The organism is Klenkia terrae (assembly GCF_900491935.1).
Lineage (GTDB): Bacteria > Actinomycetota > Actinomycetes > Mycobacteriales > Geodermatophilaceae > Klenkia > Klenkia terrae.
Window position 1 is genome coordinate 1,470,198 of sequence record NZ_UEXK01000004.1, and the last position, 18,497, is coordinate 1,488,694.

19 protein-coding genes are annotated in these 18,497 nt (G+C 74.2%); 11 read left to right on the forward strand and 8 right to left on the reverse strand.

Features of this window, described 5'->3' with window-relative positions; all coding sequences use genetic code 11:
* Window positions 1-414 precede the first annotated feature (414 nt).
* The gene (pstA, locus tag LFA75_RS07660; protein WP_263639426.1) at window positions 415-1,245 is read left to right on the forward strand and encodes a phosphate ABC transporter permease PstA; all 831 of its coding nucleotides are present in this window, start codon (window positions 415-417) and stop codon (window positions 1,243-1,245) included.
* Between the two features lie 25 nt (window positions 1,246-1,270).
* The gene (pstB, locus tag LFA75_RS07665; protein WP_091250199.1) at window positions 1,271-2,050 is read left to right on the forward strand and encodes a phosphate ABC transporter ATP-binding protein PstB; all 780 of its coding nucleotides are present in this window, start codon (window positions 1,271-1,273) and stop codon (window positions 2,048-2,050) included.
* Between the two features lie 88 nt (window positions 2,051-2,138).
* Here pstB and LFA75_RS07670 read toward each other — a convergent pair whose 3' ends face one another.
* Window positions 2,139-3,668, reverse strand: coding sequence for a LytR C-terminal domain-containing protein (locus tag LFA75_RS07670; RefSeq protein ID WP_225233055.1), 1,530 nt, complete (start codon window positions 3,666-3,668; stop codon window positions 2,139-2,141).
* A 575-nt stretch (window positions 3,669-4,243) separates the two neighbouring features.
* Between LFA75_RS07670 and LFA75_RS07675 the strand changes: the two genes are divergently transcribed.
* On the forward strand, window positions 4,244-5,044 hold the full coding sequence (locus tag LFA75_RS07675) for a hypothetical protein (protein ID WP_225233056.1): 801 nt from the start codon (window positions 4,244-4,246) through the stop codon (window positions 5,042-5,044).
* A gap of 18 nt (window positions 5,045-5,062) precedes the next feature.
* On the opposite strand, the gene LFA75_RS07680 is transcribed toward LFA75_RS07675, so the two are convergent.
* Together LFA75_RS07680 and LFA75_RS07685 are read right to left on the reverse strand one after the other, a co-directional pair.
* A complete protein-coding gene (locus LFA75_RS07680) occupies window positions 5,063-5,500 on the reverse strand; it encodes a DUF2795 domain-containing protein (protein WP_225233057.1) in 438 nt (145 codons plus the stop codon).
* Window positions 5,497-5,706, reverse strand: coding sequence for a hypervirulence associated TUDOR domain-containing protein (locus tag LFA75_RS07685; RefSeq protein WP_225233058.1), 210 nt, complete (start codon window positions 5,704-5,706; stop codon window positions 5,497-5,499). The genes LFA75_RS07680 and LFA75_RS07685 overlap by 4 nt, the downstream gene beginning before the upstream one ends.
* Before the next feature lie 208 nt (window positions 5,707-5,914).
* Here LFA75_RS07685 and LFA75_RS07690 point away from each other — a divergent pair, with 208 nt between their 5' ends.
* From LFA75_RS07690 to cysD, 6 genes are all read left to right on the forward strand, one after another.
* Window positions 5,915-6,691, forward strand: coding sequence for a siderophore-interacting protein (locus LFA75_RS07690; protein ID WP_225233059.1), 777 nt, complete (start codon window positions 5,915-5,917; stop codon window positions 6,689-6,691).
* A 106-nt stretch (window positions 6,692-6,797) separates the two neighbouring features.
* Entirely contained in the window at window positions 6,798-7,520 is a 723-nt protein-coding gene (locus LFA75_RS07695) for a response regulator transcription factor (RefSeq protein ID WP_225233060.1), read from the forward strand.
* Between the two features lie 124 nt (window positions 7,521-7,644).
* Entirely contained in the window at window positions 7,645-9,051 is a 1,407-nt protein-coding gene (locus tag LFA75_RS07700) for a sensor histidine kinase (protein WP_225233061.1), read from the forward strand.
* A 24-nt stretch (window positions 9,052-9,075) separates the two neighbouring features.
* Window positions 9,076-9,786: a PaaI family thioesterase gene (locus tag LFA75_RS07705; protein WP_225233062.1), complete on the forward strand. Its 711-nt coding sequence runs from the start codon at window positions 9,076-9,078 to the stop codon at window positions 9,784-9,786.
* Window positions 9,786-10,517: an inositol monophosphatase family protein gene (locus tag LFA75_RS07710; protein ID WP_225233063.1), complete on the forward strand. Its 732-nt coding sequence runs from the start codon at window positions 9,786-9,788 to the stop codon at window positions 10,515-10,517. The genes LFA75_RS07705 and LFA75_RS07710 overlap by 1 nt, the downstream gene beginning before the upstream one ends.
* Before the next feature lie 94 nt (window positions 10,518-10,611).
* Complete coding sequence (gene cysD, locus LFA75_RS07715; protein WP_225233064.1) at window positions 10,612-11,520, forward strand: sulfate adenylyltransferase subunit CysD; 909 nt, start codon at window positions 10,612-10,614, stop codon at window positions 11,518-11,520.
* Here cysD and LFA75_RS07720 read toward each other — a convergent pair.
* Window positions 11,511-11,732 carry a hypothetical protein gene (locus tag LFA75_RS07720; protein WP_225233065.1) on the reverse strand — a complete coding sequence of 74 codons (222 nt, stop codon included), beginning with the start codon at window positions 11,730-11,732 and terminating at the stop codon, window positions 11,511-11,513. The genes cysD and LFA75_RS07720 overlap by 10 nt on opposite strands.
* Window positions 11,733-11,791: 59 nt before the next feature.
* On the opposite strand from LFA75_RS07720, the gene LFA75_RS07725 reads away from it, so the two are divergent.
* Window positions 11,792-13,084 carry a sulfate adenylyltransferase subunit 1 gene (locus tag LFA75_RS07725; RefSeq protein WP_225233066.1) on the forward strand — a complete coding sequence of 431 codons (1,293 nt, stop codon included), beginning with the start codon at window positions 11,792-11,794 and terminating at the stop codon, window positions 13,082-13,084.
* Window positions 13,085-13,236: 152 nt separating this feature from the next.
* Here LFA75_RS07725 and LFA75_RS07730 read toward each other — a convergent pair whose 3' ends face one another.
* The 3 genes from LFA75_RS07730 to LFA75_RS07740 are packed head-to-tail and all read right to left on the reverse strand — an operon-like array spanning window position 13,237 to window position 16,888.
* Window positions 13,237-14,100, reverse strand: coding sequence for an FAD binding domain-containing protein (locus tag LFA75_RS07730; RefSeq protein WP_225233067.1), 864 nt, complete (start codon window positions 14,098-14,100; stop codon window positions 13,237-13,239).
* Window positions 14,097-14,600 (reverse strand): (2Fe-2S)-binding protein, encoded by a 504-nt coding sequence (locus LFA75_RS07735; RefSeq protein WP_225233068.1) that lies wholly within the window; start codon window positions 14,598-14,600, stop codon window positions 14,097-14,099. The genes LFA75_RS07730 and LFA75_RS07735 overlap by 4 nt, the downstream gene beginning before the upstream one ends.
* Window positions 14,600-16,888, reverse strand: a complete 2,289-nt coding sequence (locus tag LFA75_RS07740; RefSeq protein ID WP_225233069.1) for a xanthine dehydrogenase family protein molybdopterin-binding subunit — start codon at window positions 16,886-16,888, stop codon at window positions 14,600-14,602. Before LFA75_RS07740 ends, LFA75_RS07735 begins: the two co-directional genes overlap by 1 nt.
* Before the next feature lie 173 nt (window positions 16,889-17,061).
* Here LFA75_RS07740 and LFA75_RS07745 point away from each other — a divergent pair, with 173 nt between their 5' ends.
* Window positions 17,062-18,288, forward strand: coding sequence for a CynX/NimT family MFS transporter (locus tag LFA75_RS07745; RefSeq protein WP_225233070.1), 1,227 nt, complete (start codon window positions 17,062-17,064; stop codon window positions 18,286-18,288).
* A 3-nt stretch (window positions 18,289-18,291) separates the two neighbouring features.
* Here the strand turns inward: LFA75_RS07745 and LFA75_RS07750 are convergent, their stop codons facing one another.
* Window positions 18,292-18,474, reverse strand: a complete 183-nt coding sequence (locus LFA75_RS07750) for a hypothetical protein (protein WP_225233071.1) — start codon at window positions 18,472-18,474, stop codon at window positions 18,292-18,294.
* Between the last annotated feature and the right edge of the window lie 23 nt (window positions 18,475-18,497).

The window sequence follows — 18,497 nt, forward strand, 5'->3', positions numbered from 1 at the left end:
TAGCTATGTCACTCGGCGCTATGCATGAGTTAAGGTCTCGTATCCTCGTATTCTTCTTGTGTACTCCTAGATTGATCCTCGCCACTGTTGTCTTCGAGATTTTTTTTTTTTTAAAAAGCCCGGCCCCCCCCAGATACCCACAAAGGGGGTTCCGCCGCCGGCGTCAGGTGTGAAAAAGAGACCCCCCCCCCGCCCCCCCCCCCCCCCCCCCCCCCCGCCGCCGCCCCCCGCCGCAAGCTGCCCCGCTACGGCGGGGTCGGGCTCTACGCCGCCGGCCTGGTCGTCGCCGCCGCGCTCACCCTGCTGTCGGGCTGGTCCTGGGGCCTGTTCGCCTTCTACGGCCTGGTCCTGGGCACCCTGGCCACCTACGTCGGCTCCCGCGTCGTCGAGGGCTCCCGCAAGGCCACCGACCGGCTGGTCACCGCACTGGTCAGCTCGGCGTTCGCCATCGCGATGGTGCCGCTGGTCTCCCTGATCTACACGGTGGTCAGCAAGGGCGTGACCCGGCTGGACGGCACCTTCTTCTCCAACTCCATGGTCGGCGTCGTCGGCGAGGGCGGCGGTGCCTACCACGCGATCATGGGCACGCTGATCATCACCGCCCTGGCCACGCTGATCTCGGTGCCGGTGGGCCTGCTGGCCGCCATCTACCTGGTGGAGTACGGCCGGGGCAAGCTGAAGAAGGCGCTCACCTTCTTCGTCGACGTGATGACCGGCATCCCCTCGATCGTCGCCGGTCTGTTCGCCTACGCGCTGTTCGCGCTCTTCTTCGGCCCCGGGGTGCGCTTCGGGCTCGGCGGGGCCGTGGCCCTGTCGGTGCTGATGATCCCGGTCGTCGTCCGGTCCTCGGAGGAGGTCCTCAAGCTCGTGCCCAACGAGCTGCGCGAGGCCAGCTACGCCCTGGGCGTGCCCAAGTGGCGCACGATCACCAAGATCGTGCTGCCCACCGCCATCGCCGGCCTGGGCACCAGCGTGACGCTGTCCATCGCCCGGGTCATCGGCGAGACCGCTCCCCTGCTCGTCATCGTCGGCATCACCGCGGCGACGAACTTCGACCCGTTCGACGGGCGCATGGCCACCCTGCCGGTCTACGCCTACTACCAGCTGACCCAGCCGGGTGTCCCGCCGCAGTTCGGGATCGACCGGGCCTGGACAGCAGCGCTCGTCCTGATCATCATCGTCATGGCCCTCAACGTCGTGGCCCGCCTGATCAGCCGCTTCTTCGCCCCCAAGACCGGTCGCTGACCGAGAGACCTGGAGAGAACTCGACATGGCCAAGCGCATCGACGTCTCGGACCTGGACATCTTCTACGGCAACTTCAAGGCCGTGGAGGGCGTCAACGTCTCCATCGAGCCCCGCAGCGTGACCGCGCTGATCGGTCCCTCGGGCTGCGGCAAGTCCACGTTCCTGCGGTCGCTGAACCGCATGCACGAGGTCATCCCCGGCGCCCGCGTCGAGGGCAAGGTCGTCATCGACGGCCAGGACCTCTACGGCTCCGACGTCGACCCGGTCGACGTCCGCCGCCAGATCGGCATGGTCTTCCAGCGCCCCAACCCGTTCCCGACGATGTCGATCTACGACAACGTCGTGGCCGGCGTCCGGCTGAACGCCAAGAAGATGAAGAAGAGCGACCTCGACGACCTGGTCGAGTCCTCCCTCAAGGGCGCCAACCTCTGGAACGAGGTCAAGGACCGCCTGAACCGGCCGGGCTCGGGCCTGTCCGGTGGTCAGCAGCAGCGGCTGTGCATCGCCCGCGCGATCGCCGTCCAGCCCGAGGTGCTGCTCATGGACGAGCCCTGCTCGGCCCTGGACCCCATCTCGACGCTGGCCATCGAGGACCTGATGACGGAGCTGAAGGACCGCTTCACCATCGTCATCGTCACGCACAACATGCAGCAGGCCGCCCGCGTCAGCGAGCAGACCGGCTTCTTCAACCTCAACGGGGTGGGTCAGCCCGGTCGGCTGATCGAGTTCAACCCGACCGAGAAGATCTTCTCCAACCCGGACCAGAAGGCCACCGAGGACTACATCTCGGGCCGCTTCGGCTGATCCGCGACCACCCAGGACCCCCGTCGACCCCGGTCGGCGGGGGTCCTGCGCGTTCGGGGACCTCCCTGCGCCGGAAGGCCCGGGGGGATCAGCCGCAGGTGGCGGTGGGGACCGTCGCGGGGGCCGCGGTGGTGGGGACGGCGGCGCCGACGGCCACCTGCTGCACCGCCAGGTCCGGCGCGGCGACGACGAGCTGCACGCCACCGCCCACCGCGGTGCTCGACTCCAGCACGGCACCGGGGACGGCGGCGGCCACCGTGTGGGCCTGCTCGACCGCCTCGGGGGCGTAGCGGACCACGCTGGTGGACGTCACCGCGGGCTCCGGCGCGCCCTGGCCGACGACGAAGCCCTGCGCCGCCAGCGCCGCGGCGGTGGTGGCGCCCGCGCCGGTGGTCGGGGCGGTGCTGTCGCCGGTGGCGTCCAGGACCGTCACCGTGACGGCACCGGGGGCGACGGGCACGCCGGCGTCGTCCGAGGCCGGGACGGTCGCTGCCTCCGTGGCCTCGCCGGCCTCGGGCAGCTCGCCGGTCCGGATCACGGCCTCGAAGAGGTCCCGGGTGCCGGGACCGTCGAGCAGGAGCTGGGCGGTGCCGCCGCCGACCGGCACGTAGCCCACCCGGGCCACCGGGAGCGAGGCGCGCTGGACGGCCCCGGCCGGCAGGTCGCGCAGCGTGCCCTCCAGGGCCCGGAGGTCGGCCAGCGAGGTGTCCTCGTCGAGGGTGACCGCGTCGGCCGCGGCCAGCAGCGTGGAGGTGGCGCGGACCGGGTTGGCCAGCAGGCCGACGTCCACGGTGGGCAATGCGTCGGTCGGGCAGGCCGGGCTGCCGGCCCCGTCGCGGCCGAGGTCGACGTCGAGCAGGTGGTCGATGCGCAGGCCGGACAGCTGCTGCACCGCGCGCACCAGGCAGGAGGGCCCGCCCTGCAGCAGCGCGTCGGCCAGCGGCTCGGTCGTCGGCTGCCGCAGCTCGCCGTCGGCGGCGCGGCACACAGGGGTGTCGACCAGCGCGGTGGCGGGGACGTCGAGCAGCAGCGCGGACTCCTCGTCGGCGGCCACCCGGAGCAGCTGGGCGGTGACCGCGCCGGGGCCGTCGGCGCCCGGGGCGCCGGTGCCCAGCACCAGCCAGGTCGTCACCCCCACCTGCAGCTGCGGGGCGAGCACCTCGGGCCCACCCGGCGACAACGCGGCGACCCGGTCGGTCGAGCGGTCGGCGTAGAAGTACAGCCCGACGTAGAAGCCGCCGACCAGCCCGACCAGCACGCCGACGACCACCGCGGCCCGCACCAGCCGACGGCGCAGCGGGCTCATCGCGGCCCGGCGGTCGGCCCGGCTCAACGGGGCCGGCGGCTCCGCGGGCAGGTCCCGGCCCGGGATGGGCGGCAGCGGGGTGGCCGGCCGCAGCCCGGGCAGCGGGGGCACCGGGGCGGAGTTCCGGACGGCGCGCTCGGTGCCCGGCAGCGGCGGCACCGGGGCGGAGTGCTGCCGGGCGCGCTCGGTGCCCGGCAGCGGCGGCACCGGGGCCGAGGTGCGCATCGGGGCCGGCGCCCGCTCCGGCTCTACCGGCGGCGCGACCGGCACCGGGGGCAACGTCGGCCGGGGTCCGGCGGTCTGCGCGGGCACCGCGCTGGTCTGCGGTGCCCGCGCATCCACCTCTGAGCCCGGCGCCGGAACGCCCCGGCGTCGTGCAGTCCGTCGTCCGCGCATCATCAAGAACAACCTCGCATNCGACGGCGGCGGGGTGGTCGTGTTCGGACGGGGCGAGGACGACGGCGCCGGGCGGGACGGCGGGGCGCTCGAGGGGGCCCGTCGATCGGCGCGCCGGCGCCCACCGGACCCGGCAGCGACGGCGGCCCAGGACCGGGCCAGCAGCGCGTCGACGGTCAACTGCGCGTCGGTGGTGGCACCGCGGGCGGGCGCCGGGGCAGCCGCGTCGACCTCGGGACCCTCGTCGGGTCCGCCGAGCCTGCCGTCGTCCGCCACCGGTGTGGACACCCTCGTCGTCGTGGTTCCCGGTCGAGGGGTCCCGTGCCGAGACGCCCCGCGTGGACGCTCCCGCAGCGTCACCGTTCGCCTACAGAGTACGGATCGAACTACAGCTGTGGGATTCCCACGCCCTGCCGTCGACAGATCGACAGGGAGTCACGTCGCCGGCGGTCCGATCGCGCACCACCGATCCGCTGCGTAGCGTCGCGACCGTGAAGATCCCTCTGCTGCCCGGCCCGGCCGACCTGGTGTCCGCCGCCGAGGGGCTGCGCGACCTGGTCACCGAGTCCCTCGCCCTGGTGCCGCGCGTGGTCACCGCCGTCGGCCAGGCCGAGCTGCTGCTGGACCGGGTGTCGGTGCTGCTGGCCCGGGTCGAGGCCGTGGTCGACCGCGCCGAGGACGCCGTCGCGGGGGTCGCCGTCGTCAAGGACCGCGCCGACGCCGCGATCACCGGGGTGGAGCAGACCAAGCACCGGGCCGACGCCGCCATCGCCGGGGTGCAGACCACCAAGGACGCCGCCGACGCGGCCATCGCCGGCGTGCAGTCCACCCGGCACGCGGCCGACGAAGCCATCGCCGGGGTCGCCGGCACCCGGGCGGCGGCCGACGCCGCGATCGCCGGCGTGGACGGCACCCGGGCCGCCGCCGACCAGTTGGTGGGCCGGGCGTCCGGGCTGCTGGACACCGCGACGCCGCTGGTGGCCGCCTACGAGCCGACGCTGGAGAAGCTGGCCCCGCTGCTCGCCCGCTTCGCCGATGACCTGGACCCCGCCGAGGTCGAGGCCCTGGTGAAGCTGGTGGACCGGCTGCCCACCCTGGTCACCCACCTCGACGAGGACGTGCTCCCCGTGCTCGCGACGCTGGACAACGTGGCGCCCGACGTGCACGCCCTGCTGGACACCGTGCAGGACCTGCGCGAGCTCGCCAAGGGCTTCCCCGGCTCGAAGCTCTTCCGCCGCCGGGGCGCGGAGGAGATCGCCGAGGAGGAGGCCGAGGAGCGCGGCCGGCGCTGAGCCGGCCGCGCCCGGGGCTCACGCCGGGGGCGGCGCCTCGGTCTCGTACCCCAGCGCCCGGACGACCTCGCCGACCCGGGTGTAGGTCTCCCCCTCGGGGAGCCGGGACAGCTCGTCGGCCACGGCGTCGGGTGCCCGGTGGTCCCGGGCGGCCTCGACCAGCTCGGGCCCGGTGGCCGGGAAGTCGGCCCGGTCCAGCCAGCGGGCCAGCTCGGCCCGCAGCCGCACGGTGTCGGGGTCGACGCCCTCGGGGGTGCCGCCCAGCAGGGCGCCCCCGGCCGACCGGTCGACGCCGGGCTCGTCCTCGCCCGAGGGCTCGGGGTCGGTGAACTCCTCGGCGTGCGTGGACCGGCCGGCCCGCACCAGGCCCTCGACCTCGGACGCCATCTCGTCGTCCAGGCGCGGGCTGTGGGTCGTGCTGCGCTCGGCGGAGACGTCCCCGCCGTCGGCGCTCACTTCTTGTCCAGGGCGTCGGGCTTGTGCACCGCCGTCTTGCCCGACTTGTCGCTCTCCACCTCGTACTGCGGCTCGTCCGGGCTGGCCTTGACCTTGCGGCCGGCCGCCTCGGTCTCCGAGGTGATCTTCTTGGTCACGGTGCCCTCGGTCTCGGTGCCGTGGGTCTTCCAGGTGACGTCGTCACCCTTCTTCAGGTCGTCGCTCACGGGTCCTCCAGGGGTCGGGATCCAGCGCTACCCCCGCCGCCCCCGGCTGCACACCTGGGTGCGCGCGGGCGGGTCTCCCCCGTCGTGGTGAGCCGGGCCGCGCAGCCGTTCCGGTCCGGCCGGGGCGCCCCTACGGTGATCATCGGTCGACCCGGTCGGTCCCCTCCCCCGGGGCCGTCCGGGTCGGCTCTCCCTAGGCTGGCTGGTCGTGACCGCCCCGCAGGGAACCCGCCCCGTCGACGTGCTGACCGTCGTGTCCGCCGCGTCCGTGACCCCGGCCGTCCGGCGGGTCACCCTGCGCGGGGCGCCGGAGGTGGTCGCGGCCGCCGGCCCGACGCTGGCCCTGCTGGTCCCCCGGGTCGACGACACCGCCCCGCGCTGGCCCGACGTCGCCCGGGACGGCCGGATCGTCTGGCCGCAGGGCAGCCACGGGGTCAGCCTGCGCAGCTACACCGCCCGCCGGCAGGACCCGGTCACCGGCGAGGTGGACGTCGACTTCGTGCTGCACGGGGACGGCCCGGCCGCTGCGTGGGCGACCGCGGCGGCGCCCGGTGCGGTGCTCGGGGTGGCCAGCACCGCCCCGCTGGGGGCCGCCACGGCCGGCTGGCTGCTGCTGGTCGCGGACGAGACCGCCGTCCCCGCCGTCGCCCGCATCCTGGCCGCGGCCGACCCCGGCACCCGGGGGCTGGCCCTGCTCGAGGTCGCCGGGCCGGCGGAGGAGCAGCCGCTGGTCGCGCCGCCCGGTGTCGAGGTGCGCTGGCTGCACCGCGGCGACGTCGAGCCCGGCGCCTCCACCCTGCTGGTCGACGCGGTCGCCGGCCTGGACCACCCGGGCACCGACGACGTCTTCGCCTGGGTCGGCGCGGAGTCCGCCGCCGTCCGGGCCGTGCGCGCCGACCTCCGCGGGCGCTGGGGGCTGGGCCGCACCCAGCACCACGCGATCGGGTACTGGCGGCGCGGCCGCGCGATGTCACCCGCCGGGTGAGGTCTTCGCAGCGACCTCACAGGTAGCGTCCAGGGCGACCTCAGCAGCTGTCCCGATCGTGTGCACCATGACGACGACGGCGCCCGAGCGGTCCCTGGGAGGACAGATGTCCGGCAGCACGGGGCAGCGAGCGCCCGAGGCACGACTCCTGGTCGTGGACGACGAGCCCAACATCCGCGAGCTGCTGTCGGCCAGCCTGCGCTATGCCGGCTTCGAGGTGGCCACCGCGGCCGACGGCCAGCAGGCCCTCGCCGCGGCCGCCCAGTTCCGCCCCGACCTGCTGGTGCTCGACGTGATGATGCCGGGGCTGGACGGCTTCGGCGTCGTCCGCCGGCTGCGCCAGAACGGGACCCACACCCCGGTGCTGTTCCTGACCGCGCGCGACGCGGCCGAGGACAAGGTCTCCGGGCTGACGCTGGGCGGCGACGACTACGTCACCAAGCCGTTCAGCCTCGACGAGGTGCTGGCCCGCATCCGCGCGGTGCTCCGCCGCACCCAGGGCGCCCGGAAGGTGGAGGAGGCCCCGCGGCTGACCTTCGCCGACATCGAGCTCGACGAGGAGTCGCACGAGGTCCTCAAGGCCGGTGAGCTGATCAGCCTGTCGCCCACGGAGTTCAAGCTGCTGCGCTACCTGATGAGCAACCCGGGCCGGGTGCTGTCCAAGGCGCAGATCCTGGACCACGTCTGGAACTACGACTTCAACGGCGAGGCCAACGTCGTGGAGTCCTACATCTCCTACCTGCGCCGCAAGATCGACACCACCGAGCCCCGCCTGCTGCACACCCTGCGCGGCGTGGGCTACTCGCTCCGGCTGCCGCGCGGGAGCTGACATCTCCAGCACCGACACGACGACGTCGCCGACGGGCGGGGAGGACACCTCCCCGCCCGTCCCGGCGTCCAGGAGGTCCCAGCCCCGGGTCCCGCTGCGGCTGCGGCTGGTCGCGCTGCTGGTCGTGCTCGTCGCGGTGGCGCTGGCGGTCACCGGCTACGTGGCCACGTCGCAGCTGCGCCAGTACCTCATCGGGCAGCAGCAGACCCAGCTGCAGGACCAGGTGCGCTCGCTGGGCGAGCGGATCGCCAACACGATCCAGCTGTGCAACACCGACATCCGGTACCCCGGGCCCACCCTGATCGCCTGCGCGAACGACGACACCTCGGCGATCGTCCAGGGCGGGGGCGGGGACGGATCGCTCCCCGACGTCTCCGGGATCACGCCGTCCTCCATCGGCTCCTACGACGACGCACCCTTCACCCTGCCCTCGCGCGACGGCACGACGTCCTGGCTGCTGATCTCCGCCGACCTGACCGACAGCACGGTCATCACGGTCGGCATCGACCTGTCCGACGACCAGCGCATCCTGGCCCGCCTCATCCTGGTGCAGCTGGTCGTCGGCGCGCTGGTCCTGGTGCTGCTCGGCGTCGCCGGCTACGTGCTGGTGCGCAACTCCCTGCAGCCCCTCGTCGAGGTCGAGCACACCGCGGCGGCGATCGCGGCCGGTGACCTCTCCCGCCGCGTGCCCGAGGGCGACGACCGCACCGAGGTCGGCCGGCTGGGCCGGGCGCTGAACGGCATGCTCGCCCGGATCGAGGGGGCCTTCCAGGCGCAGGCCGCCTCCGAGGAGCAGGCCCGCACGTCCGAGGGCCGGATGCGCCGCTTCGTCGCCGACGCCAGCCACGAGCTGCGCACCCCGCTGACCTCCATCCGCGGGTTCGCCGAGCTCTACCGGCACGGGGCCTCCGGCGGGGCGGGTGGGGACAATCCGGAGACCGGCCGGATGATGGGCCGGATCGAGGCCGAGGCCACCCGCATGGGCGCCCTGGTCGAGGACCTCCTGCAGCTGGCCCGCCTGGACCAGCACCGCCCGGTGGAGTCGCTGCCCGTCGACCTGGGCGAGCTGGCCGCCGACGCCGTGCACGACGCCCGTGCCGTGCAGCCCGACCGGTCCGTCGAGCTGGACCTCACCGACTCCCTGACCGACGTCCCGGTCGTGCTGGGCGACGAGGGCCGGCTGCGGCAGGTCATCGGCAACCTGGTCACCAACGCCCTCACCCACACCCCGCCCGGCACGCCGGTCACCGTGCGGCTCTCCGAGGAGCCCGGCGACCCGGACGCCGTCACCGTCACCGTCGCCGACCAGGGCCCGGGCATGTCCGCCGAGGACGCCGAGCGGGTGTTCGAGCGCTTCTACCGGGCCGACGCCTCGCGCACCCGTGCGGCCGGCGGCACCGGCCTGGGCCTGTCGATCGTCTCGTCGCTGGTCGCCGCGCACCACGGCACGGTCACGCTGACGACGGCACCCGGCGAGGGGGCCGCCTTCGCCGTCCGGCTGCCCCGGTCGGGTCCGGCCGGTCAGGACTGACCGGCCGCGGGTTACGGTCCGCGGGTGAGCACGGAGACCGGGTACGACCCGGAGTTGATGGCCGCGGTGACCGAGCTCGGGAGTGCGCTGCGCGGGTTGGTGGCCGCCTCCGTGCGCACCACCGTGCCGCCGGCGGAGCTGGTGCAGGTCGCCGCGACCGCCCGGGAGCTCGCCGAGCGGCTGGGCACCCGGACCCGCGAGCGGCACCAGCTGCCGGAGCTGGACGACCCGATCGCCTTCCGCCGGGTGTACTCGCCGGTCACCGGGGTGGGCAGCGCGGTCGCCCCGCCCCTGCAGATCCGGCCGGACGCCGACGGGCCGGGCGTCGTGGCCGAGGCATCCTTCGGGCTGCAGTACGAGGGGCCGCCCGGGTTCCTGCACGGCGGGATGAGCGGCCTGCTCATGGACCAGATGCTGGGGACGGCGGCCATCCGCGCCGGCCGGTGGGGCATGACCGCCCACCTGGAGCTGGACTACCGCGGGCCGGTGCCGCTGGACACCCCGGTCGTGCTGCGCGGCTGGGTCGCCGAGGAGCACGGCCGCCGGACGACGATGGCCGGCTCGATCGCGCTGGCCGCCGAGCCGGAGCGGGTGCTGGTCGAGGTGACCGGCGTCTTCGTCACCCCGCGCGAGGACACGCTGGCCACCTACTTCGGCGACGTCGTCGACGCCTCCGGGCAGCACCGCCCGCCGGGCCGCGCCACCGACGCCACCGCGCTGCACGAGGACCGGTAGTGGACGACGTCCAGCTCGCCGCCGCGGCCGCCCGGGCCGCCGCCGACGTGCTGCTCCCCCTCCGCGGCGGTCAGCTGCGCGACGGCGCGCTCGGGGACGCCGGGGACGCCGCGGCGCAGCGGGCGATCGCCGCGCTGCTCGCCGAGCACCGGCCCGGGGACGCCGTGCTCAGCGAGGAGGCGACCGACACCGCTCAGCGGCTGGGCGCCGACCGGGTCTGGATCGTCGACCCGCTGGACGGCACCAAGGAGTACCGGGCCGGCGACCGGCACGACTGGGCGGTGCACGTCGCGCTGTGGGAGCGCGCAGCCGGCGACCTCACCGTCGGGGCGGTGGGGTTGCCGGCGCTGGGCGAGGTGCTGACCACGCATCCCGCACCCGTCGTCCCGCCGGTGCCCGCCGGGCCGCTGCGGGTCGCGGTGTCCCGGTCCCGCCCACCGGAGGTCGCCCGGGCCGCCGCGGCCGCGCTGGACGCCGTCCTGGTCCCGATGGGGTCGGCGGGCTACAAGACGCTGGCCGTCGTCCGCGGCGAGGCCGACGCCTACGTGCACGCCGGCGGCATGTACCAGTGGGACTCGGCCGCGCCGGTCGCCGTCGCCCGGGCCGCAGGCCTGTTCACCTCGCGGCTGGACGGGTCCCCGCTGGTCTACAACGCGGCCGACACCTGGCTGCCCGACCTGGTCGTCTGCCGCCCCGAGCTGGCCGGACGGGTGCTGGCTGCGGTCCGCTGACCGGCATGGCGGAGACTGGTCGCCGGAATCCCCACCACACCGGTGTGGTTGGGCGGTTCGACCGCCGTCGCCGAGCACCCCGGAGCACCCGCGCGTGAGCACCCCCGACCTGCACCTGACCCAGCTGCAGACGCTCGAGGCCGAGTCCGTGCACGTGCTGCGGGAGGTCGCCGCCGAGCTGGAGCGCCCGGTGCTGCTGTTCAGCGGCGGCAAGGACTCCATCGTCATGCTGGAGCTGGCCCGCAAGGCGTTCGCGCCGGCCCGCATCCCGTTCCCGGTGATGCACGTGGACACCGGGCTGAACTTCCCCGAGGTGCTGGCCTTCCGCGACCGGCGGGTCGCCGAGCTCGGCGTCGAGCTGGTGATCGCCTCGGTGCCCGACGCGATCGCCGCGGGGACGGTGAAGCAGGAGCCCAACGGCTCGCGCAACCGGATCCAGACCCCGGTGCTGCTGGACGCCGTCGAGGAGCACGGCTTCACCGCGCTGTTCGGCGGGGCCCGCCGGGACGAGGACAAGGCGCGGGCCAAGGAGCGGGTGTTCAGCTTCCGCGACGAGTTCGGCCAGTGGGACCCGAAGAACCAGCGCCCCGAGCTCTGGGACCTCTACAACGGCCGCATCCACCTCGGTGAGTCGATCCGGGTGTTCCCGCTGTCGAACTGGACCGAGCTGGACATCTGGTCCTACATCGCCCAGGAGCAGATCGCGATCCCCGACCTGTACCTGGCCGCCGAGCGCGACGTCGTCGACCGCGGCGGCATGCTCTACGCGGTCAACGAGTTCATCACCCCCAAGGACGGCGAGCAGGTCGAGCGCCGGTCGGTGCGCTACCGGACCGTCGGCGACGCCAACCTCACCGCGGCGGTGCCGTCCACCGCCTCGACGGTCGAGGAGGTCATCGCCGAGATCGCGGTGACCCGGCTGACCGAGCGCGGCGCCACCCGGGGCGACGACAAGGTCAGCGACGCCGCCATGGAGGACCGCAAGAAGGAGGGCTACTTCTGATGGCGCCTGCGGCGGCGGACCACGAGCCAGCGCACCAGGGCGACCAGCAGGGCCACCCCGAGCAGCCAGCCCACGACCTCCGGGACGCCGGCGCCCAGCGGGGCACCGAACGCGGCGTCCAGCCCCCGGCTGAGCAGCACGGTGAGGCCGTAGCCGACCAGGTAGCCCACCAGGACGACCAGCAGTCCGGGGACCAGCGGGGCGAAGAACACCCGGTGAGCGTCCGCCCGTTGCACCTCGCCCGCCAACCCGACTCCCAGGAGGTGGCCGCGTGAGCGCCCCCGAGATCCACGACGAGCTGGCCGCCGCGGCCGCCGAGATCGCCACCGCCCGCAAGGACATGCTGCGGATCGCCACCGCCGGCTCCGTGGACGACGGCAAGTCCACGCTGATCGGCCGGCTGCTCTACGACTCCAAGGCGGTCTTCGAGGACCAGTACGAGGCGATCTCCCGGGCCAGCCGGGGCGACCACGTCGACCTGTCGCTGCTCACCGACGGCCTGCGCGCCGAGCGGGAGCAGGGCATCACCATCGACGTCGCCTACCGGTACTTCACCACCCCGCGGCGCACCTTCATCCTGGCCGACACCCCCGGGCACGTGCAGTACACCCGGAACATGGTCACCGGCGCCTCCACCGCCGACCTGGCGATCGTGCTGGTCGACGCCCGCAAGGGGATGCTCGAGCAGTCCCGCCGGCACGCGTTCCTGGCCTCGCTGCTGCGGGTGCCGCACCTGGTGGTCGCGGTGAACAAGATGGACCTGGTCGACTGGTCGGAGGACGTGTTCACCGCGATCCGCGACGAGTTCACCGCGTTCGCCTCCAAGCTCGACGTCCCCGACCTGACCGTCGTCCCGATCTCCGCGCTGGCCGGGGACAACGTGGTCACGCCGTCGGGGCGGATGCCCTGGTACGACGGGCCCTGCCTGCTGCACCACCTCGAGCACGTCGAGGTGGCCAGCGACGTGAACCTCGACGACGCCCGGTTCCCGGTGCAGTACGTCATCCGGCCGCAGTCCGACGCGCACCGCGACTACCGCGGCTACGCCGGCACCGTCGCCGGCGGGGTGTTCCGGGTCGGCGACGAGGTGCAGGTGCTGCCCAGCGGTCTCACCACGACCGTGTCCGCGATCGACGGACCGTCCGGCCCCGTCGAAGCCGCGTTCCCGCCCATGGCGGTGACGATCCGGCTGGCCGACGACGTCGACGTCTCCCGCGGCGACCTGCTCTGCCGCCCGGATGGCGCGCCCACGGTCACCCAGGACGTCGAGGCGGTGGTGGCCTGGATGACCGACGAGCCGCTGCGGGTCCGGCAGAAGCTGGTGCTCAAGCACACCACCCGCTCCGTGCGGGCGGTCGTGAAGTCGGTGCACCACTGGCTGGACGTGAACACCCTGGACCACGACGTCGAGGCCGACCAGCTCGGGCTCAACGACATCGGCCGGGTCACCCTGCGCACCACACAGCCGCTGTTCGTCGACGACTACGCCCGCAACCGCGCCACCGGCCGCTTCATCCTGGTCGACGAGGCCACCAACGCCACGGTCGGCGCCGGCATGCTGTAGCACCGGCTCGTCCGGCCCGGCTGCAGGGACCCGCGGCGTGCGGAGCACGTCGCGGGAGGCAGTCGGGTCCTTCTGCCTCCGGGCCCCCTCCTCGCGGTCACCGTGGTCACGCTCCCGGCCTCGCGACGAGGCCAGGAGCGTGGTCCGCAGTGCTACGCGGCGGTGGACTCCGCGGTGCTCGCCTCGGTCTCGCCGGCGGCCACCTTCAGCGCCCGCTGGGTGAGCAGGCGGGCCAGGTGGGAGCGGTACTCGACGTCGGCGTGCATGTCCGACGAGGGCGAGGTGCCCTCGGCGGCCAGCGCGGCGGCCTCCTCGATGCTCTTCCCCTCGGCCAGCGCGGCCTCGACGGCCTCGGCCCGCAGGACGACGCCGCCCATGTTGGCCAGCGCCACGCCCACGGAGCCGTCGGGCAGGTGCACCGCCGCGGCGGCCACGATCGGCCAGTCGTTCTCCCGGCGGGTGAACTTCTCGTAGCCCCAGCCGGCGCTGCCGGTGCGCGGCACCCGCAGCTCGACGATCAGCTCCCCCTCCTCCATCGCGGTCTCGAAGAAGCCGAGGAAGAACGCGGTGATCGGGATCTCCCGGCGCCCGTTCGGCCCTGCGACCACCACGGTGGCACCGAGCGCGAGCAGCGCGGTCGGCAGGTCCGAGGCGGGGTCGCAGTGCGCGACGGTGCCGCCCAGGGTGCCGCGGTGCCGGACCTGCGGGTCGCCGACCCGGGAGGCCACGTGCGGCAGCAGCGGGACCTCGGCCTGCGCGACCTCGGACTTCTCCAGGTCGTGGTGCCGGGTGCCCGCCCCGATGGCGACCTGGTCGCCGTCCACGCGGACGTAGTTCAGCTCCTGCGCCCCGGAGATGTCGATCAGCACGGTCGGCACGGCCAGCCGCAGCTTCATGATCGGCAGCAGCGAGTGCCCGCCGGCCAGGATCTTCGCGTCCTCGCCGTGCTCGGCCAGGGCCGCTACTGCCTCGTCGACGGTGGACACCCGCACGTAGTCGAACTGCGACGGGATCACGCGCTGACCTCCTGCTGCGACGAGGGGACCTGGCCCGCGGCCGGACCGGCCTCGGCGGCCTTGAGGACCGCCTGCACGATGTTGTGGTAGCCGGTGCAGCGGCAGAGGTTGCCCTCCAGGCCCTCGCGGACCTCGCGGTCGGTCGGGTTCGGGTTGTCGGCCAGCACCCCGATCGAGGCCATGACCATGCCCGAGGTGCAGAACCCGCACTGCAGGCCGTGCTCGGAGCGGAAGGCGGCCTGCACCGGGTGCATCTCGCCGTCGGTGGACAGCCCCTCCAGCGTGGTGACCTCCGACCCCTCGGCCTGCAGGGCGAGCACCGTGCAGCTCTTCACGGTCAGCCCGTCGACGATCACGGTGCACGCACCGCAGGACGTCGAGTCGCAGCCGATGTTGGTGGCGGTCAGCCCCAGGTTGTCGCGCAGGTGGTGCGCCAGCAGCATCCGCGGCTCGACCTCGTCGGTCCGCTGCTGCCCGTTGACGGTCATCGAGACCTGCATCAGTTGGTGCTCCCCTTCTGGGCTTCCTGGATCGCGCGCCAGACGCGCATGGAGGTGGCGGGCATGTCGACGTGTCGGACGCCGAGGTGGGCGACCGAGTCGACGACCGCGGACTGCACGGCCGGGGTGGACCCGATGGTCCCGGCCTCGCCGATCCCCTTGGCACCCAGCGGGTTCATCGGGGTGGGCGTGGCCATCTCGACCAGCTCGAAGCTCGGCAGCTCGGTCGCCGAGACGAACGGGTAGTCGGCGAAGGTCGACGTCTGCGGGTTGCCGTCCTCGTCGTAGAGGATCTCCTCCAGCAGCGCCTGCCCGACGCCCTGCGCGATCCCGCCGTGCCGCTGGCCCTCGGCCAGCAGCGGGTTGATGATCGTGCCGGCGTCGTCGACGGTGACCAACCGGGTGACGACCGCCTTGCCGGACTCGACGTCGGTCTCCACGACGGCCACGTGCGCGCCGAAGGGGAACGTCGGGGCGTTCGCGGTGAACGTGGTCTGCACGATGAGCTGCTCGTCGGCGGCCAGCTGCGCCCAGGTCACCCCGACCCCGGGCGTGCCCTTGACCGACAGACCGGCGTTGGCCAGGTCGACCTCGAGGTCGTCGGGGTTGGCCTCCAGCAGCTCGGCGGCCCGCTTGCGGGCCACCTCGACCAGCTCGACGGCGGCCTGGTGCACCGCGGCCCCGCCCTGCTGCAGCGAGCGGGAGCCCATGGTCCCGCCGCCGTCGGGGATCCGGTCGGTGTCGCCGTGCAGCACGGTGATCTTCTCCACCGGGATGCCCAGCTGCTCGCTGGCCAGCATCGCCCAGGTCGTGGCGTGACCCTGGCCGTGCGGCGACGTGCCGGTGAGCACGGTCGCCGTGCCGTCGGCGTGCACCTCGAGCTCGGCGTTCTCCGACGTCCCGTGGCCGGAGTCGGCCCCGGTGATCTCGACGTAGGCCGAGACGCCGATGCCCAGCTGGCGGGTGTCGCCGCGCTCGCGGCGGCGGGCCTGCTCGGCCCGCAGCTCGTCGTACCCGGCCGCCTGCAGCACCCGGTCCAGGGCGGCCTCGTAGTCGCCGCTGTCGTAGGTGGCGCCCGAGGAGGTCTGGGTGGGCTCGGTGAACGTCGGGATGAAGTTCTTCCGGCGGACGTCGGCGGGGTCCATGCCGATCTCGGCGGCGAACAGGTCCATGGCCCGCTCGACGGCGGCGGTCGCCTCGGGCCGGCCGGCGCCGCGGTAGGCCCCGATCGAGGTGCCGTTGGTGACGTAGCAGGTGGCCTGCGCGTGCACCTTGGGGATGTCGTAGACCGCGGCGGCCATCAGCATGGTCAGCGTCGGCAGCACGGTCCCGATCCGCGGGTAGGCGCCGCAGTCCTGCGACACCTCGAGGCTGTAGGCCTGCACCCGGCCGTCGCGGCTGCCGCCGATGGTGACGACCTGGTCCTGCGCGCGGCCCTGAAGCATCCCGGTCATGTTCTCCGAGCGGCTCTCGGTCCAGCGGACCGGCCGACCGGACTGCTGGGCCAGCCAGGCCACGAAGGCGTACTCCTGGTCGGCGCCGATCTTCGCGCCGAAGCCACCACCCACGTCGGGGGTGATCAGGTGCACCAGCGCGGGGTCCAGGCCCAGCCAGCCGGCGATCTGGCCCTTGGCCTGCTGGGCGCCCTGGTTGGTGCACCAGATGGTCACCCGGCCGTCCTCGCCCCAGGCGGCCGAGGCGGCCCGGGTCTCCAGCGGCGCGGCGGCCACCCGCTGGTTGACGATCTCGCGGCGGACGACGACCTCGCAGTCGGCGAAGAAGTCCTCGGGCGCCGGCTCGCCGAACGCGGCGACCTTGTTGGTGCCGACCGCGGGGAACAGGATCGTGCCGTCGGTCTTGGCCGCGGCGGTGCCGACGACGGCCGGCAGCGGGTCGATGTCGACGACCACCATCTCGGCGGCGTCCTCGCCCTGGTAGCGCTCCTCGGTGAGGACGACGGCCACCAGGTCGCCGACGAAGTGCACGCGCTCGCCGACCCCGACCAGCCACGGCCGGGAGAAGCCGGCGTCGAGGAAGGGCAGCGGCGGGGCCACCGGGGGCAGGTCGCCCAGCTCGGCGGCGGTGTAGACGCCGACCACACCGGGGGCCTCGGCGGCCGCCGAGGTGTCCACGGAGGTGACGGTGCCGTGCGCGACGGTGGAGCGCACGAACGTGGCGTGCACCGCGCCGGCGAGACGGGGGTCGGTGAGGTCGTCGGTGTAGACCGCCCCACGGGTGAGGAAGAGGGGGTCCTCCGTGCGGACGACCCTGGTGCCGAGGATGCTCATGCGCTCGCTTCCGCTGCTGGACGAGGGGGTGGAACGCGCCCCGACCGACAGCTCGGACGGGGTGCTCCCGGTCACTGTCGCACGGCGCGTGTGAGCGGGACCACCCCTGTGGGCACCGAGTGCCACCGACCCCGGTCGACGTCCCCGCCCGGGCGGCGTGGTCTGCTGGCCGGGTGGGTGCACAGGGTCCGGTCGCGACGTCCACGACGGCCCGGGTCGCACCCTGGTTGCTGGTGGTGGCGGTGGTCGTCGTCGCGCTGAACCAGCGGCCGGCGGTGGTGGGCGTGGCCCCCCTGCTCGGCGACCTGCGGGCCGACACCGGCCTGTCCAGCGCGCTCGGCGGGCTGCTGACCTCCCTGCCCGTGCTGTGCTTCGGCGCCTTCGCCCCGGTCGCGCCGCGGCTGGCCCGCAAGGTCGGCCTGGAGACCGCCGTGGCCGCCTCGCTGGTGCTGCTGGCCGTCGGGACGGCGCTGCGGCTGCTCACCCCGGTCGGCGCGCTCTACGGCGGCACCGTGGTCGCCGGCGGCGCGATCGCGGTGGCCAACGTCCTGGTGCCCGCCTACGTCAAGCGCGAGTTCGCCCAGCCCGGTCTGGTGATGGGCGTCTACTCCGCCGCGCTGAACATCGGCGCGGCGCTGGCCGCCGGGCTCACCGTGCCGCTGGGCCGGGCGCTGGGCCTGGACTGGCGGGACGCGCTGGCCATGTGGGGCGTGCTGGCCGTCCTGGCCCTGGCGGTCTGGCTGCCGGTCGCCGGGACCGGCCGGGCCGCCCGCGGTGCGGTGGCCGCCCCCGGTGCGTCGTGGGGCCTGCTCCGGCACGACCTGGGCCGGCGGGTGACGCTGTTCCTGGGCATGCAGAGCACGCAGTTCTACGGCCTGTCCGCCTGGCTGCCGACGCTGCTGACCGACGCCGGCCTGCCGACCGCGGAGGGCGGGCTGCTGCTGGCCGTGGCCACGGTGACCGGCGCCGTGGGCGCGTTCCTGGCGCCGACGCTGGCCGGGCGGCTGCAGCAGGGCTCCCGGGGGCAGCGGCCGCTCGTGGTGCTGCTGCTGGCCTGCTACGCCGCGGGGCTGGCCGGGCTGCTGGTGCTGCCGGCGACCGGGACCCTGGTGTGGGTGTCGCTGTTCGGGGTGGCCCAGGGCGGCGGGTTCGCCCTGGCCCTGACGCTGATCGTGCTGCGCAGCGCGACGCCGCTGACCGCGGCCCGGCTGGGCGGGGTGGCGCAGTGCCTGGGCTACCTGGTGGCCGCCACCGGCCCGGTCGTGCTGGGTGCGCTGCACGACCTCACCGGTGGCTGGTCGTGGTCGCTGGGCCTGCTGCTCGTGCTGCTGGTGCCCATGGCGTGGGCGGGGTGGGGGGCGGCCCGCGACGTCGTCCTGCCGGAGCCGTCGCGGGCCTGAGCCCTACTCGGTCGGCTTCGGGGCGTCCGAGGGGTCGCCGTCCCAGTCCTTGCCCGCGTTCTGGGCGTTCTCCGACGCACTGTCGGTCTGCTCCGCGACGGTCTCGACCATCTCGCGGTCGCTGAGGCCCTCGCCGGCCGCCTCGGTGTGCGACTCGAGCTGGCCCTCGGCACTGTGCTTGCTCATCGTGTTCTGGACCCTTCGTCGAT

What these genes read in the sequence shown, in the direction of transcription:
- LFA75_RS07695 (WP_225233060.1), top strand. Translation starts at nt 6,798, where the DNA reads ATGTCCGGCAGCACGGGGCAGCGAGCGCCCGAGGCACGACTCCTGGTC.
- pstB (WP_091250199.1), top strand. Translation starts at nt 1,271, where the DNA reads ATGGCCAAGCGCATCGACGTCTCGGACCTGGACATCTTCTACGGCAAC.
- LFA75_RS07735 (WP_225233068.1), bottom strand. Translation starts at nt 14,600, where the DNA reads ATGCAGGTCTCGATGACCGTCAACGGGCAGCAGCGGACCGACGAGGTC.
- LFA75_RS07750 (WP_225233071.1), bottom strand. Translation starts at nt 18,474, where the DNA reads ATGAGCAAGCACAGTGCCGAGGGCCAGCTCGAGTCGCACACCGAGGCG.
- LFA75_RS07740 (WP_225233069.1), bottom strand. Translation starts at nt 16,888, where the DNA reads ATGAGCATCCTCGGCACCAGGGTCGTCCGCACGGAGGACCCCCTCTTC.